Origin of the sequence: Domibacillus aminovorans (assembly GCF_001643235.1) — a bacterium.
Taxonomy (GTDB): domain Bacteria; phylum Bacillota; class Bacilli; order Bacillales; family Domibacillaceae; genus Domibacillus; species Domibacillus aminovorans.
In genome coordinates this window covers 57,025-72,287 of sequence record NZ_LQWY01000005.1, presented here as the reverse complement: position 1 = coordinate 72,287, position 15,263 = coordinate 57,025, and the positions used below count along the sequence as shown (strand labels likewise).

Genomic DNA, 15,263 nt, shown 5'->3' with positions numbered 1-15,263 from the left:
ACAAAATGTCAAAGCCGGCTGAGAAAACGAGCCTGAACTGAATTAGTTTGCTGCTTTTGCTGCTTCGATCGCTGCATCGTAGTTTGGATGATCTGTTCCTTCACCGACGTACTCTACGTATGTAACAGTATCATTCGAGTCGACAACGAATACAGAACGTGCTAGCAAACGAAGTTCTTTCATACCGACACCATATGCTTCCGCGAAAGAAAAATCGCGGTGGTCAGACAACGTTTTTACATTTTCAAGACCTGCAGCTGCACACCAGCGTGCTTGAGCAAATGGAAGATCAGCAGAGACGGTTAATACTTGAACATTGTCCACTTTTGCTGCTTCTTCGTTAAAACGGCGTGTTTGAGTACTGCATACACCTGTATCAATCGAAGGTATAACACTGATCAAGCGGACTTTACCAGTTGTATCTGCAAGAGTTACTGAAGATAGATCGTTTGCAAGTACGTTAAAATCAGGTGCTTTGTCCCCTACCTTCACTTCGTTACCAATTAATGTCATTGGATTTCCTTTAAATGTTACGTTTGCCATGTATAATTCCCTCCAAATTCAGCAGTATACATACATCATACAGAACATGTTATAGCGATTGCAACGGAAAAGAGTTAAGCCACTGCTTTTTTCTTTTGCATTCCCTTCATTTGGGCGTATGTAAACATAGCGAGCGCGCTCCATATAAAGACAAATGACAGCATTTGCGATTGGGTAAACATCTCCTTGTACACAAACACGCCAAGTAACAATGTCATTGTCGGGGCAATATATTGCAAAAAACCAATCATATACAGCGGTATCTTTTGCGCGCCATTTGCAAATAACAACAATGGAATAGCTGTCAATATCCCGCCGCCCATTAGAAACAAATCCGTTTTTAGATTACCTGAAAACAAGTAAAGACTGCCTTGCATCGATTCATATACAAGATAAAGAAGGGCTAGTGGCGTTACAACAGCCGTTTCAATTGTTAATCCGACTGATGCATCCATTTTAATTATTTTTTTCACGAGACCATATAGTGCAAATGAGGTCGCCAGCGAAAGCGATACCCATGGAAAAGAACCATATGAAAATGTCATAATAAGCACACCCCCTGCAGCAAGAAGAAACGACAAAATCTGCGTTTTCGACAGTGCTTCTTTTAACACAACAATACCAAGCAACACGCTCATAAGCGGGTTAATATAATACCCCATACTCGTTTCAATAATCTGATCATGGTTTACTGCCCATATATAAACGAACCAGTTTATACTAATTAAAAATGAAGCAGCGGCGAGTGCGAGTGCTTTTTTCGGATACATTTTTATTTCTTTTAATACCTTCTGCAATGGGGCTAACTTTTTTAAGACGACAAGCAGGACGATCATGAAAACGAACGACCAGATTATTCGGTTGGCCAGTATTTCATATGCTGACACATGCGTGACCATTTTCCAGTAAATCGGAATAAGCCCCCACATCACATAAGAAGCGGCTGTAAACAAAATACCTGCTTTCATTTCATGTTGCATATTTGCACCTGATTTCCTTCCATACTTAAAATCATTTTCAGTAAAAATCCGCGCCATATTTCAGACGGGATTTAATCTTATAATAAGTCATCGATTTCTGTTTCTTTTTTCGGCAGCATGATCGTTTCTGTATCACGTATAGCTTGTTCAATAAGCGGCTCAAAATCGAGAAAGCTTTCAAAATATTGGACTTTCTCTGTTCTTGGCCGTGTTTTTGGTGCGGCCGGTGTGAAAATCGTACAACAGTCTTCATATGGTAAAATGGAAATATCATGCGTACCAATTTTACGGGCCACTTCCATAATATCAAGCTTATCTGACGCAATAAGCGGACGCAAGACCGGTGTATTTGTGACATCATTAATCGCCGCCATGCTTTCCATCGTCTGGCTTGCAACTTGCCCAAGACTTTCCCCCGTCACAATAGCAAGTGCACCTGTCTGTTCACGAATACGGTCGGCAATTCGCATCATCATGCGGCGCGTTGACGTCATCGTATAATTTTCCGGTACTTGCTTATGTATCGTTTCTTGAATGTGTGTAAATGGGACGATATGCAAGCGTACATGGCCCCCATACTTCGTTAATACGTCCGCTAAATCAATCACTTTCTGCTTCGCCCGTTCGCTCGTATACGGTGGACTAAAAAAGTGGACTGCTTCAATTTCGACACCACGTTTCATCATCATATAGCCTGCGACAGGACTATCGAGACCGCCAGATAATAACAAGACTGCTTTACCTGCAGCACCTGCTGGCAACCCGCCTGCTCCTGGATACGATTCACAAGACAAATAGACCGCTTCCTGACGTACTTCAACAACAAGTGTGAGATCCGGATGATGTACATCGACTGTTAAATTTTCTGTTCCTCGTAATACATGACCGCCAATTTCATGATTTAACGCGTGTGTATCAAGCGGGAATGTTTTATCAGCTCGGCGTGTTTCAACTTTAAATGTCGTCGTACCGATCATTGCTCTTTTCATCAATCCAAGTGCCGCTTCTTTCATTTCATCAAGGTCCTGAGACGTTTTCACAACTGGACTGAATGATTGAATGCCCGACACGTGCAAAAGCTGTTCTTTCACCTCGTGAAATGAGGCACCATTTAAATAAATAAACATGCGGTCACGCTGCGCTTCCACTTGAATGCGGTCATCCGCGAGCAGCCGCTTAATATTTGATTTCATTTTATTTGTAAATTTGCTCCTATTGCGCCCTTTTGTCGACATTTCACCGTAACGGATTAAAATGCGGTCATAGTTCATGTTCGTTCATTCCTTTTTTTCGCCAGAACCGGCACGATGCGGTCCAATGCGTCAATAAATTGTGTTGCTTCTTTGATTATATTATACCGCGAAAGACTGATTCGAATAGCAGACGCGGCATGTTCTCTACTTACATTCATCGCTTCGAGTATCCGACTTGACTTATTTTGCTTTGACGAACATGCACTCGTTGTAGAAACAATAATTTCTTCCTTCTCAAGCGCATGAACAAGCACTTCTCCTTTTATACCAGGTATGGAAAAATGAAGTATGTGCGGGGCTGACTGAAGCGGTGTATGAATAACAACCCATTCACGCTTTAATAGCTGACCGCGAATGAATTCCGTCAGCACTCTTATTTTTTCTGGATCACTTTGTTGCAGAAGACGAATCGCTTTTGCTAGTGATGCAATTCCCGCTGCATTTTCTGTACCGCTCCGAACACCCCGCTCCTGTCCGCCACCAGAAAAAAGAGGGGCAACATGTACACCATGTCGCTTAAATAAAAAACCTGTTCCGTTTAAGCCATGTAATTTATGACCAGATACAGACAATAAGTCCACACCCGCTGCCTGTAAATCAAGCGGCACTTTCCCAAATCCTTGTACGTCATCAACATGAAATAGAACAGACGGATATTTTTTCAATAGCTTCCCAATCTCTTTGACTGGCTGTACAGCACCTGTTTCGTTATTCACATGCATAACGGATACAAGAATCGTCTCATCTGTGATCGCCTGTTCAATATCTTCCTTTCGGACCAATCCTTTTTCATCTGGCTTTACATATGTAACACTGTATCCGCCTTTTTCAAGGTCACGACATGCTTCAAATACAGACGGGTGCTCGATCATCGTCGTGACGATATGGCGACCGCGGCCTCTATAAAAAGAGGCAACCCCTTTTATCGCCAGATTGTTCGATTCTGTGCCTCCGGAAGTAAATATGATTTCATCTGCAGACACGCCCATTAATTCAGCAATTTGTTCACGTGCTTTTTCTATTAATCGCTCGGCTTCCATCCCTGGTGAATGCAAAGAGGACGGATTTGCAAAAAAACGAATGCCTGCTTTCACAAACGTGTCCATGACCGACGCATCCGGCATCGTCGTCGCACTATTATCATAATAAATCATTGTTTAAGACCCCTCATCTTTTTTCACCTATCCATGTTAGCACATCAACTAAAAAAAAACCGCCTCTTTTATTTCGAGGCGGCTGTTTCTTTATTTTTTTTGCTCTTCGTTATATTGCGCATCGAATTTTTTTAATCCCTTTGAATCGACTTTGTCAATCGCCGTGGCACATAATTCAAGTGCTTTTCCGTAATCCGCATGACGGAAAGCTATTTCTGCTTCATTTAGCTTTGACTCGATTGATGGATGTGTCCGCCGGTATCGGTTGCCAAACTGGATCATTCGCTCAGACAGCGCAACTTGCTCAATTAATTCATCTGTTTTATTCGCCAAATGATCGATCGCGCCTTTCGCTGCATCCAGTTTCTCACGGACAGCTTTCATATTAAGCGGCTTTTCATTTAAATAGGTGTTCGTTTCCTTTAATCGAAGACGTGCTTCTTCCGTCATATCGCTGTAATAATCCGGCAGCCCAGGCAAATTGCTTTGCTTCACTTTACGTGTAATATGCTGTACATGCAGCCTCAATGACTGTAATTCTTTTCCTGCTTCTATTTCATCTTTTCGGAGCGTTTGCAAAAAGGCTGTAAATCCTTCCTGCTCTTTTTTCATTTCGTTAATCCGTGCTTGAATATCTTTCAATTCATCGTATAAAAACGAATAAGCCGTTTTTTCTTCCACAATCCGTCCATGTAAAATTTCATATTGTTTTTCGAGATGATAAATTTCTTCTTCCAGATGGCGCGGTACGCTTGACTCTTCCTCGTCCAGCTGATAGCTTTGTTTCACAACATCTGTTTCTTCAATTAAATCGCTATTATATCCTCTTATCTCATCAATGATTAAACCAGTTTGCCCTTCATCTTTCATAACATTGTGCCGAGCTATGACTTCCTTTTCAAGCAAATCATAGAAAAATTCAATGCTGTCTCTCGCATCTGTTACGATGAGTTCTGTTTCTTCCACTTCCGTTTTTACGAGAAAGTCACGACAACGGATAAGATCTTCTTTTAACCCAGCCGATTCTTTTTCAATTTGCAAGTGGTCAAGTAAATAACCGTCCTGCTTCATTTCTTTATAGCCGTTTTCAATTTCATTCAATTGTGCCGGCAATATGTGATTTACTTCTGTCATCAATACCGGAATTCGTTCCATTTTATGCTGGATCTTATCCATTTCTACTTGAATTTCCATCAACAATTCACGTGCTTCCAGATAATTCCCATCCTCTGTTAAGTCAGCAAATTTTTCAAAACGCCCTGTTAATACATCTAACTGCACTTCAAGAACAGATGCTGCTTTCCCAAACGTATGACGATGAGCAAGAAGCCGCTTTCTAGCATCACGCTGCCGTGCATGCATGTCTTCCCCTTCGGCCCGGTTTTTTTCTTCACTGCCCACAAGTTGGTCAAGTTCAGTTAAAATCCCATCCACTTTTTTCTCAATTTGATCGAGTTGGCTGGCAATGTCAGCATTCGTCTTTTTTGCTGTACCGAACCGAAATTGATCTATCTTTCCTTCAGATTCAAATAACATTTCATCGATAGCAGGGATATCAACCGTTACAACTTCATCCCATTCTGCACGCCATCTGTCAAACAGTTCTTCCGTCTGTCCGGTCATGTTGAGCCGTTTTACTTTTGTCAATTCTTCATTCACAGGACGATGCAGAAGCTCCGTCTTTTTCATATCCAGTCGATCAATTTCCGTCGCATTTTTTTTCCTAGTCATTATTATGTAAATGAGTAAAATCAATACGACAACTACCGCTCCAATGACGAATTTCACCATCATAAGCCCCCTCGTAACAACGAATAAATAAGATATATGTAAAATAGACGCCACACATTGCGTCCTTTAGTTCAATTACGTATAATTTCACTAGTATTAATAATAGCACGACTACACATTTTTTGGATGGGAACTTGTGTTTTTTCGCATAGTTTTCGCAAAAAAATGTCAAAAAGGCCAACAAATTTTTTAAAAAGGAGATTTAGCATATGTTTAGAGATGGGCATATTCATACTATCTATTGTCCGCATGGATCAAAAGATTCACTTAATCAATATGTTGAACGCGCAATTGAGTGCGGATTTACCGATATTACCTTCACCGAGCACGCACCGCTTCCGAAAAACTTCATCGATCCCGCACCTGAACGGGACAGTGCAATGGACTGGATCGATTTGGAATCATATTTAAAAGATGTCGAATTAGCGAAAAAACAGTATAAATCGTCAATCCGTATTCGAACAGGTCTTGAAGTTGATTTTATCGAAGGTTTTGAGCAAGATACAACTAATCTACTTAATGAATATGGACCACACCTTGATGATAGCATTTTATCGGTGCATTTTTTGCGCCATGCAGACCGCTATTACTGTGTTGATTTTAGCGAAGATGAGTTTCGTATCATAGTAGAACGATTCGGATCAGTTGAAGAAGTCTATACATCGTACTATGACACATTGTTGCAATCAGTCGAGGCAAATCTTGGCGCATTTAAACCAGACCGCATTGGACATATGACTCTTGTTCATAAATTTCAGCGTATGTATCCGTGTCATGTATCATTTGATGACCGTATCACGGCGATTTTACAAGCAGTGAAAAAAAACCGCTATTCATTAGATTACAATGGAGCTGGCACCGTCAAACCGCTTTGTCTTGAATCCTATCCTCCTGAGCACATTGCGCGCTCAGCCCGTTCACTCGGTATCCCCCTTATTTATGGATCTGATGCGCATGCAGCAGCTGGCATCGGACAAGGTTTCGACAAAATAGATCTTATATTAATAGAAGGAAGTGTTTAATCTTGTTTCAATACATTCACTATTCTAGTACAAAACAGGAGCAATATGCACTTGTTACGAAGCAGCTGGAAGCACTCTTAGCAGGCGAGCCAAACAAAATAGCGAATTTAAGCAATGCATCTGCACTTCTCGGCCAATTTCTGGACCGAATCAACTGGGTCGGATTTTATTTATATGATGGCCATGAACTTATCCTTGGCCCATTTCAAGGATTACCTGCCTGCGTCCGTATTCCATTAGGAAAAGGGGTCTGCGGAACGGCTGCATTTGAACAAAAAACGATTCGTGTCGCTGATGTGAATGAATTTCCCGGACATATTGCGTGCGACGCGGCATCTCGCTCGGAAATTGTCGTGCCTCTTGTAAAAGATGGTGAACTGATCGGTGTACTTGATATTGACAGTCCAGAAGTGAACCGATTCGAAGAAGAAGATGAAATTGGTCTCACGCACTTTGCAAACGTGCTGACTCGTTTCCTTTAAAAAAGATTGACAGTAGTATTTGTGCGTTATATACTATTCTTTGTGTAAAATAAATGCAGCCTATGTGTATGCTGTTTTGATTTCATTTTGTTTCTTTGTCCGGCATGATCCGGAAAAGGGGCATCGTGTAACCCGTTGCTGCAGGGCGATGGTGCATGAAAACAAAATGTGCTGGCAGTTAATTCACACCGGTTTTTATTTTACAACAAAATAAAAACATTAAAGGAGGAGTCATATTATGGCTCGTTACACAGGTCCAAGCTGGAAATTATCCCGCCGACTCGGCATTTCACTAAGTGGTACAGGTAAAGAAATCGAAAAACGCCCTTACGCTCCAGGTCCACACGGTCCGAATCAGCGTAAAAAATTGTCTGAATATGGAATGCAGCTTCAAGAGAAGCAAAAACTTCGTCACATGTACGGCGTGACTGAGCGTCAATTCCGTAACTTGTTCGATCGCGCTGGCAAAATGAAAGGTGTATACGGCGAGAACTTCATGATTCTTCTTGAAACACGTCTTGATAACCTTGTTTACCGTCTTGGTCTTGCTCGCACTCGTCGTCAAGCCCGCCAACTTGTTAACCATGGTCACGTTGTTGTTGATGGAAAACGTCTTGACATCCCATCTTACCGTGTGAAAATTGGTCAAACAATCGGCGTGCGTGAAAAATCAAGCAACTTCGCAATCGTTAAAGAAGCAGTAGAAGTAAACAACTTCGTACCTGATTACTTGACGTTTGACGCTGACAAACTTGAAGGTACATTCACGCGCCTTCCGGAGCGTTCAGAACTTCCTGCTGAAATTAACGAAGCACTTATCGTTGAGTTCTACTCTCGTTAATAGCAAGCTTATAAAACCGCCTTTCCGTTTAGGATTGGCGGTTTTATTATGTAACAAAAGAACTGCCCAATATTCTGAGCAGCTCTTTTCATTATTTATATTGAATTAAGTAGTATTTCTTTTTCCCACGGCGGATGACTGTGAAACGGCCATCCACTTTGTCCTCTTTCGACAATACATATGCTGTATCTGTCATTTTCTCTCCGTTAATTGAAACAGCGCCATTTTGCACATCTTCACGCGCCTGGCGTTTTGATGGTGAAATACCTGCTGCAACAAGAAGATCCACGATGGCTGGAATTTCTCCCTCTTGCACATATGTCGGCACATCTTTCAATCCTTGCTCAATTTCATTCGCTGATAATGATTTAATATCGCCGCTGAATAACGCTTTCGTAATACTTTCTGCCTGTTTTAATGCATCGTCACCATGAATAAGACGCGTCATTGCTTCTGCGAGTGCTTTTTGCGCTTTGCGAAGGTGCGGTTCTTCGTTTACAGATGTTTCGAGCGCTTCAATTTCAGCCTGCTCCAAGAAAGTGAAAATTTTCAAGTATCGAACCACATCCGCGTCTGCCGTGTTAATCCAGAATTGATAAAATTCGTACGGAGATGTCTTTTCTGGGTCGAGCCAGATTGCGCCGCTTTCTGTTTTGCCGAATTTTGTTCCGTCTGATTTTGTGACAAGCGGAATTGTAAATCCATACGCCTGCTCCGCTTCCGGGTTCATTTTCCGGATCATCTCAAGTCCAGTCGTAATGTTGCCCCATTGGTCGCTTCCGCCAATTTGCATGCGACAGTTATGATTTTTATTCAAGTAGTAAAAATCCATCGCCTGCAAAATCGTGTACGCAAATTCTGTAAATGAAATGCCGCTCTCAAGGCGTGATGATACCGTATCTTTCGCCAACATGTAATTGACGCCAATATTTTTTCCGAAGTCACGAAGGAATGTGACAACGTCCATCGAACCGATCCAGTCATAGTTGTTCACTAAGAGCGCACCGTTATCGCCTTCCACCGAAAAAATTTTCTCCAGCTGTATACTCAAACCATCAACATTTTTTTGCACTTGCTCCATCGTCTGCAATGTGCGCTCTTCTTTTTTACCGCTCGGGTCGCCGATCGTACCTGTTGCCCCACCGACTAATACAATTGGTTTATGGCCGTGTTTTTGAAAACGGCGCAGCGTTAAAAATGGGAGCAAATGGCCAATATGCATGCTGTCAGCTGTCGGATCGACACCACAGTATAGCGCAATTTTTTCTTTTTTAAGTACTTTTTCAATACCTTCTTCATCTGTTTGCTGATAGACGATGCCTCTCCACTTTAAATCTTCTAACAATTCCATGTTTATCTCTCCTTTTTTCAAACAAAAAACGTCCCTGCATCATTATGCAGGGACGCTAACGCGCGGTACCACCCAAACTTGAGAAATTTGATTTCTCCACTTAAACCGGTAACGACGGTTACGTCAACCGCTACTAAATGTTCACGGTGGAAGCTCCGGGAGGTAATTCATCCATCTGTTTGTGCTTTCTTTCACCGGCCGAAAGCTCTCTAAGAACAGTGACAGCGGACTACTTATTCCGTTCAACGCTTTGTTTATTTTATACACAGAAACATTGTAGCCGGCTTATTTCTGTTTGTCAAACTGAATTTGCGACCACTCATCTTGATTTATGACCGTTCACAGTGTTTTCTAAACACTCAAGCCTATTTGTGACCATTCACAAAAACAAAAGCTGCCCCAAAAATCAGGGCAGCTAAAAACTCATTAATCCTCCATTGTAGAAAGGTCACCTGTTGGTAAATCGAGTTCCCATGCTTTCAAGACACGGCGCATAATTTTGCCGGAACGTGTTTTTGGAAGCTTGTCACGGAATTCGATTTCACGTGGTGCGGCGTGTGCTGCAAGTCCATTTTTCACAAATTGGCGAATTTCCTCTTTTAATTCATCTGACTGCTCGTAGCCGTCACGAAGCGCGATGAATGCTTTAATAATTTCACCGCGAACCGGATCTGGTTTCCCGATCACACCTGCTTCTTGAATAGCAGGATGTTCAACGAGTTTGCTTTCCACTTCAAACGGTCCGACGCGCTCACCCGCTGTCATAATGACATCGTCAACACGGCCTTGGAACCAGAAGTAGCCGTCTTCATCCATGTATGCAGAGTCACCTGACACGTACCAGTCACCCGGCATAAAATAGGACTCATATTTCGCTTCGTTGTTCCAAATCGCCGTCATCATAGATGGCCAGCCTTTTTTAATTGCGAGGTTCCCCATCCGGTTTGGAGGCAATTCGTTTCCTTGATCATCAACGATCGCTGCTTTCACACCTGGAATCGGTTTACCCATTGAACCTGGACGAATATCCATTGCCGGATAGTTACAAATAACTTGTGCGCCTGTTTCAGTCATCCACCATGTGTCATGGATGCGCAAGTCAAATACTTTTTTGCCCCAGCGGACGACTTCCGGGTTAAGCGGCTCGCCAACGCTTAAAATGTGTCTCAGTGAAGATAGATCAAATTTTTTCACGACTTCATCGCCTGCACCCATTAGCATACGGAATGCCGTTGGTGCGCTATACCAGACTGTCACTTTATATTCTTCAATTGTTCCATACCATGCTTCTGGACTGAAGCGTCCTCCAACAATGACGTTTGTTGTACCTGTCAGCCACGGTCCAAAGATGCCATAAGCTGTCCCTGTTACCCAGCCCGGATCAGCTGTACACCAATAGACGTCATTTTCCTGTAAATCCAGTACCCATTTCGCTGTTTGATACTGTTGAATCATTGCATTATGTACGTGCAAAACACCTTTTGGCTTGCCTGTTGAACCTGATGTGTAATGAAGAAGCAAGCCGTCGTTACGATCCACCCATTCAATATCAAACTCATCTGATGCTTCGTTCCATTTCGATTGAAAATCAATATGTTTGTCGTCTTCTTCTACACTACCTGCCACGACAAATACTTTTTCAAGATGCGGCAATTTGCTCACTGGAATACGTTCAAGCAAATCTGGTGTCGTAATGATCACTTTCGCTTCGCTGTCTTCCAGACGGTCACGGACGGCCCCTTCCATAAACGCTTCAAATAATGGGCCTACGATGGCACCTGCTTTAATCGCTCCGATAACGGCAAAATAAAGTTCCGGTGATCGCGGCATAAAAACAAAAACACGGTCTCCTTTTTCTACATTTCCGTACTCTTTTAACACGTTAGCTGCTTTGTTTGAGTTCGCTTTCATATCTGCAAATGTGTATTTCTCATTCCGATTCGCATCGCGATAATAAAGGGCCACTTTGTCTTTTTTGCCAGATTCAGCATGACGGTCAATCGCTTCATAAGCAGCATTTACTTTTCCTGTTTCAGACCATGAAAAAGCCTTCTCTGCTTCTTTCCAATCAAAAGAAGCATATGTATCTTCATAACTTTTTAAATTATAATTCCCCTGGCCTGCTGGGAGCGCTTCCAATCTCATAATCGATTCCCCCTTATGTATAGATTAACAAAAATATTATATAATACTTTTAATCTTTTCTCAATTTTTTCAAAATTCTTTTTGTCAAGATTATGTTGATTCTTTGAATATTTATTGATAACGCTTTTTTTTATAAATAATGAAGTATAATGTTAAATGCAGATCATTGTAAAGGTGGTGATTTAATGGAACATAGTAGAACGTATTATTCAACAGAAGTGGAGACACCGGCTGGCAAGCTATTTATTGAAGGGCCTGTCACGCCAGAATCACTTTCCCAATATGATTTTCATGAAGGGCTTGTCGCATTTCGTCAACCCGAACAACAACACAAAGCACTCGTTGAAATTGCAGAACTTCCCGAGGGACGAATTATTATTACACGAAGCGGGAATACCATTGTCGGGTATGTGACATTTTTATACCCAGACCCGCTTGAACGCTGGGCTGAAGCGAAATTGGATAGTTTGATCGAACTTGGGGCGATTGAAGTAGCTCCTGAATTTCGCGGTGCACGTGTCGGCCAAAACATGCTTAGAGTAGCCATGATGGATGATCAAATGGAAGATTACATTGTCATCACAACCGAATATTACTGGCACTGGGACCTGAAGGGAACCGGTTTGAATGTGTGGGAATACAGAAAAATAATGGAAAAAATGATGGGCGCCGGCGGCCTTATTTGGTATGCAACCGATGATCCTGAAATCAGCTCCCACCCTGCTAACTGCTTAATGGTGAGAATCGGTGCGCGTGTTAATCAAGACTCGATTCAAAAGTTTGATCAAATAAGGTTCATGAATCGGTTTATGTATTAATTGAATGAGGGAGGGATGACAGATGATTGTAGAGGAAATTATGCAAATAAACGTACATACGCTTTCACCGGATGATACGATCGCGACAGCTCTTCAGCTTTGCCGTGATCATAAAATTCGCCATATCCCCATTACGAATGAAGAAGGTGCACTCGTCGGGCTTGTGACCGACCGTGATATTAAAGATGCAACGCCTTCGATTTTGCAAAAAGAAACGGGAAAAGACGAATTAAATAAACCGCTCCGTTTAATTATGAAGAAAAATGTCATTACCGGCCACCCACTCGATTTTGTAGAAGATGCTGCTACGACGCTTTATGAACATAACATCAGCTGCATACCAGTCGTTCAAAATGGTGACATGGTTGGCATTTTAACCGAAACTGACGTATTGCACACATTTGTTGAGCTAACGGGCGTTAATCAGCCCGGCTCACGCATTGAAGTAAAAGTGCCGAATAAAGCCGGTATGCTGTTTGAAATTTTGCAAGTACTTAATCAACGGCGTGCCAATATTCACAGTGTTCTCATTTATCCGGATCGAAATGATGAAAACTATAAGGTCATTGCGTTTCGTGTCCGGACGATGAATCCAGTCGGGGTGATCGACGATTTGAAAAAAGCAGGACATCATGTTCTCTGGCCAAATATGCCTGGAGTTTGTTTATGAAACATGATGCCGTCTTCGTACATTCTGATCAATTATTAAGCTATCGATTTTCAGAAAATCACCCTTTCAATCAGTTTCGGCTTACGTTGACGATTGATTTGCTTCGTAAAATGGGTGCACTAAATGACAGCGATATCGTTGAACCTCACAACGCAACGGATGACGAATTAGCGCTTATCCACGATCGTGAGTACGTGGACGCAGTCAAAAAAGCAAGTCGAGGTGAATTATCTGAATCGGATGGTGAAAGTTATGGACTTGGTACAGAAGATACGCCGATGTTTGAAGGAATGCACGAAGCAAGCTCTCTCCTTGTCGGTGGTACATTAACCGCAGTGGATCAAGTCATGCAGGAAAAGGCAAATCACGCCGTTCATTTAGGCGGTGGACTTCATCACGGCTTCCGCGGCAAAGCTTCAGGCTTTTGCATTTATAACGATAGCTCAGTGGCCATTAAATACTTGCAGGATAAATACAAAGTGCGCGTATTGTATGTTGATACAGATGCACATCACGGTGACGGCGTTCAATGGTCTTTTTACGATGATCCCGATGTATGTACATATTCTATTCATGAAACAGGCCGTTACCTTTTTCCTGGCACAGGGAACGTAAATGAACGTGGCCACGGGCAAGGATATGGATATTCATTTAATGTACCTCTTGATGCGTTTACAGAGGATGAATCATGGCTCGATTCGTACGAAACAACCCTTAGTGAAGTGACACACTTTTTTAAGCCTGATGTTATCTTAACGCAAAATGGTGCCGATTCTCATTATTATGATCCACTCACTCATTTATCAGCATCGATGAATATTTATAAACGTATTCCGGAACTGGCGCACAAATTAGCACATGAATATTGCGATGGTCGCTGGATAGCAGTCGGTGGCGGCGGTTATGATATATGGCGGGTCGTTCCTCGTGCATGGTCACTTCTCTGGTTGGAAATGAGCGGTCAGTCTCATTTGATAAATCGCTTTCCTGAGGACTGGGCCAAACAGTGGCAACCAAAAGCACCTTATACTCTTCCTGTTAGTTGGACGGATCCGGACAATATGTATCCCGTTATTCCAAGAAAAGAAGAGATTAACGAGAAAAATCGTCTAACAGTGGAAAAGCTATTGTATCCGCTGCGCGATCATAAAAAATAAAGACAGCGCAGCCCGGGTTATACCCGGGACTGCGCCTCATTACCCTCTTTCCCTCATTCAGCTTTCGTTGAACCCCGTTTTTCAATACGGTGCGGTAAGACAACAACCGGATTATCGACTTCTTCCTTGTTCATTAATTTCGTCAATAGGCGCATCGCTACAGCCCCAATATCATACAATGGCTGCACAACCGCTGTTAGCTGCGGACGTACCATAAGCGATAGTTTTGTTGAATCAAAACTGATCACTTCCAAATCGTTCGGTATATTTAATCCATCATCCTGTGCCCCATGGACGACACCAAGCGCCATTTCATCGTTATAGACAAGAACAGCTGTTGGACGATCGTTCACATCATTAAGCTTCTGCCATGCCTCCATACCGGAATCATACGTGTAGTCTCCTTCTATAATAAGCTCTTCTGCATAAATTCCTGCTCCTTTAAGAACTTCTTTATACGAAGCAAGCGCATATGCCGTATTGATCACATCATGAAACGGGCTAGCCACATATGCAATGCGTTTATGTCCCTTATCTATTAAAAGCTGAACAGCTTCACGCGCTGCTTCTTTATAGTCGATATTAACAGATGGTGCCTTGCCTGTCTGTTCTACTGATCCAGCCAGTACAATCGGTACGGGAGAACGATCGAATTCTTTCACATGCTCATCATTAATGTGATTTCCCATGAAAATAAGGCCGTCTACTTGTTTGCCAAGCATCGTTTGAATAAGACGCATTTCTTTCTCTTCATTTTGATCCGAGTTGCTTAAAATAATATTGTACTTATACATTGTCGCAATATCTTCAATTCCGCGCGCAAGTTCTGCATAAAAAATATTTGAGATATCTGGAATAATCAGCCCGACTGTCGTTGTTTTTTTACTCGCAAGTCCCCGCGCAACTGCATTTGGACGATAGCCAAGACGTTCAATAACTTCATTGACCTTCTTTCTCGTTGCAGGTTTTACATTTGGATTTCCGTTTACTACGCGCGATACGGTTGCCATCGATACACTTGCTTCACGTGCTACATCATAAATAGTAATATTCATG

14 protein-coding genes and 1 other annotated feature are annotated in these 15,263 nt (G+C 42.3%); of the genes, 6 read left to right on the top strand and 8 right to left on the bottom strand.

Features of this window, described 5'->3' with window-relative positions; genetic code table 11:
* Nucleotides 1–42: 42 nt before the first annotated feature.
* From tpx to ezrA, 5 genes are all read right to left on the bottom strand, one after another.
* Nucleotides 43–543, bottom strand: coding sequence for a thiol peroxidase (gene tpx, locus AWH49_RS02450; protein ID WP_063964530.1), 501 nt, complete (start codon nt 541–543; stop codon nt 43–45).
* A gap of 74 nt (nt 544–617) precedes the next feature.
* Complete coding sequence (gene rarD, locus AWH49_RS02445; RefSeq protein ID WP_063964529.1) at nt 618–1,523, bottom strand: EamA family transporter RarD; 906 nt, start codon at nt 1,521–1,523, stop codon at nt 618–620.
* A 77-nt stretch (nt 1,524–1,600) separates the two neighbouring features.
* Complete coding sequence (gene thiI, locus AWH49_RS02440; protein ID WP_063964528.1) at nt 1,601–2,794, bottom strand: tRNA uracil 4-sulfurtransferase ThiI; 1,194 nt, start codon at nt 2,792–2,794, stop codon at nt 1,601–1,603.
* Nucleotides 2,791–3,930 (bottom strand): cysteine desulfurase family protein, encoded by a 1,140-nt coding sequence (locus AWH49_RS02435; protein ID WP_063964527.1) that lies wholly within the window; start codon nt 3,928–3,930, stop codon nt 2,791–2,793. The genes thiI and AWH49_RS02435 overlap by 4 nt, the downstream gene beginning before the upstream one ends.
* Before the next feature lie 90 nt (nt 3,931–4,020).
* Nucleotides 4,021–5,721: a septation ring formation regulator EzrA gene (gene ezrA, locus AWH49_RS02430; protein WP_157723656.1), complete on the bottom strand. Its 1,701-nt coding sequence runs from the start codon at nt 5,719–5,721 to the stop codon at nt 4,021–4,023.
* A 209-nt stretch (nt 5,722–5,930) separates the two neighbouring features.
* Here ezrA and hisJ point away from each other — a divergent pair, with 209 nt between their 5' ends.
* The 3 genes from hisJ to rpsD all read left to right on the top strand — a co-directional run bounded on the left by hisJ (nt 5,931) and on the right by rpsD (nt 8,066).
* The gene (gene hisJ, locus AWH49_RS02425; RefSeq protein ID WP_063964526.1) at nt 5,931–6,743 is read left to right on the top strand and encodes a histidinol-phosphatase HisJ; all 813 of its coding nucleotides are present in this window, start codon (nt 5,931–5,933) and stop codon (nt 6,741–6,743) included.
* Nucleotides 6,744–6,745: 2 nt separating this feature from the next.
* Nucleotides 6,746–7,225: a GAF domain-containing protein gene (locus AWH49_RS02420; protein WP_063964525.1), complete on the top strand. Its 480-nt coding sequence runs from the start codon at nt 6,746–6,748 to the stop codon at nt 7,223–7,225.
* Nucleotides 7,226–7,463: 238 nt separating this feature from the next.
* Nucleotides 7,464–8,066, top strand: coding sequence for a 30S ribosomal protein S4 (gene rpsD / locus AWH49_RS02415; RefSeq protein ID WP_018394170.1), 603 nt, complete (start codon nt 7,464–7,466; stop codon nt 8,064–8,066).
* A gap of 91 nt (nt 8,067–8,157) precedes the next feature.
* Here the strand turns inward: rpsD and tyrS are convergent, their stop codons facing one another.
* Together tyrS and acsA are read right to left on the bottom strand one after the other, a co-directional pair.
* Nucleotides 8,158–9,417, bottom strand: a complete 1,260-nt coding sequence (gene tyrS, locus AWH49_RS02410; RefSeq protein WP_063964524.1) for a tyrosine--tRNA ligase — start codon at nt 9,415–9,417, stop codon at nt 8,158–8,160.
* 45 nt (nt 9,418–9,462) lie between these two features.
* Nucleotides 9,463–9,672, bottom strand: a binding site (T-box leader).
* Nucleotides 9,673–9,843: 171 nt separating this feature from the next.
* Nucleotides 9,844–11,562: an acetate--CoA ligase gene (gene acsA / locus AWH49_RS02405; protein ID WP_063964523.1), complete on the bottom strand. Its 1,719-nt coding sequence runs from the start codon at nt 11,560–11,562 to the stop codon at nt 9,844–9,846.
* Between the two features lie 185 nt (nt 11,563–11,747).
* Between acsA and AWH49_RS02400 the strand changes: the two genes are divergently transcribed.
* The 3 genes from AWH49_RS02400 to AWH49_RS02390 are packed head-to-tail and all read left to right on the top strand — an operon-like array spanning nt 11,748 to nt 14,207.
* Entirely contained in the window at nt 11,748–12,380 is a 633-nt protein-coding gene (locus AWH49_RS02400; RefSeq protein WP_063964522.1) for a GNAT family N-acetyltransferase, read from the top strand.
* A 22-nt stretch (nt 12,381–12,402) separates the two neighbouring features.
* On the top strand, nt 12,403–13,050 hold the full coding sequence (locus AWH49_RS02395; RefSeq protein ID WP_063964521.1) for an acetoin utilization AcuB family protein: 648 nt from the start codon (nt 12,403–12,405) through the stop codon (nt 13,048–13,050).
* Nucleotides 13,047–14,207 (top strand): acetoin utilization protein AcuC, encoded by a 1,161-nt coding sequence (locus AWH49_RS02390; RefSeq protein WP_034286335.1) that lies wholly within the window; start codon nt 13,047–13,049, stop codon nt 14,205–14,207. The genes AWH49_RS02395 and AWH49_RS02390 overlap by 4 nt, the downstream gene beginning before the upstream one ends.
* A 53-nt stretch (nt 14,208–14,260) precedes the next feature.
* On the opposite strand, the gene ccpA is transcribed toward AWH49_RS02390, so the two are convergent.
* Nucleotides 14,261–15,262: a catabolite control protein A gene (gene ccpA / locus AWH49_RS02385; protein WP_018394176.1), complete on the bottom strand. Its 1,002-nt coding sequence runs from the start codon at nt 15,260–15,262 to the stop codon at nt 14,261–14,263.
* Nucleotide 15,263: the final 1 nt, after the last annotated feature.

Coding starts and splice junctions, on each gene's coding strand:
- tpx (WP_063964530.1), bottom strand. CDS start 543: ATGGCAAACGTAACATTTAAAGGAAATCCAATGACATTAATTGGTAAC.
- rarD (WP_063964529.1), bottom strand. CDS start 1,523: ATGCAACATGAAATGAAAGCAGGTATTTTGTTTACAGCCGCTTCTTAT.
- thiI (WP_063964528.1), bottom strand. CDS start 2,794: ATGAACTATGACCGCATTTTAATCCGTTACGGTGAAATGTCGACAAAA.
- AWH49_RS02435 (WP_063964527.1), bottom strand. CDS start 3,930: ATGATTTATTATGATAATAGTGCGACGACGATGCCGGATGCGTCGGTC.
- ezrA (WP_157723656.1), bottom strand. CDS start 5,721: ATGGTGAAATTCGTCATTGGAGCGGTAGTTGTCGTATTGATTTTACTC.
- hisJ (WP_063964526.1), top strand. CDS start 5,931: ATGTTTAGAGATGGGCATATTCATACTATCTATTGTCCGCATGGATCA.
- rpsD (WP_018394170.1), top strand. CDS start 7,464: ATGGCTCGTTACACAGGTCCAAGCTGGAAATTATCCCGCCGACTCGGC.
- tyrS (WP_063964524.1), bottom strand. CDS start 9,417: ATGGAATTGTTAGAAGATTTAAAGTGGAGAGGCATCGTCTATCAGCAA.
- acsA (WP_063964523.1), bottom strand. CDS start 11,562: ATGAGATTGGAAGCGCTCCCAGCAGGCCAGGGGAATTATAATTTAAAA.
- AWH49_RS02400 (WP_063964522.1), top strand. CDS start 11,748: ATGGAACATAGTAGAACGTATTATTCAACAGAAGTGGAGACACCGGCT.
- AWH49_RS02395 (WP_063964521.1), top strand. CDS start 12,403: ATGATTGTAGAGGAAATTATGCAAATAAACGTACATACGCTTTCACCG.
- AWH49_RS02390 (WP_034286335.1), top strand. CDS start 13,047: ATGAAACATGATGCCGTCTTCGTACATTCTGATCAATTATTAAGCTAT.
- ccpA (WP_018394176.1), bottom strand. CDS start 15,262: ATGAATATTACTATTTATGATGTAGCACGTGAAGCAAGTGTATCGATG.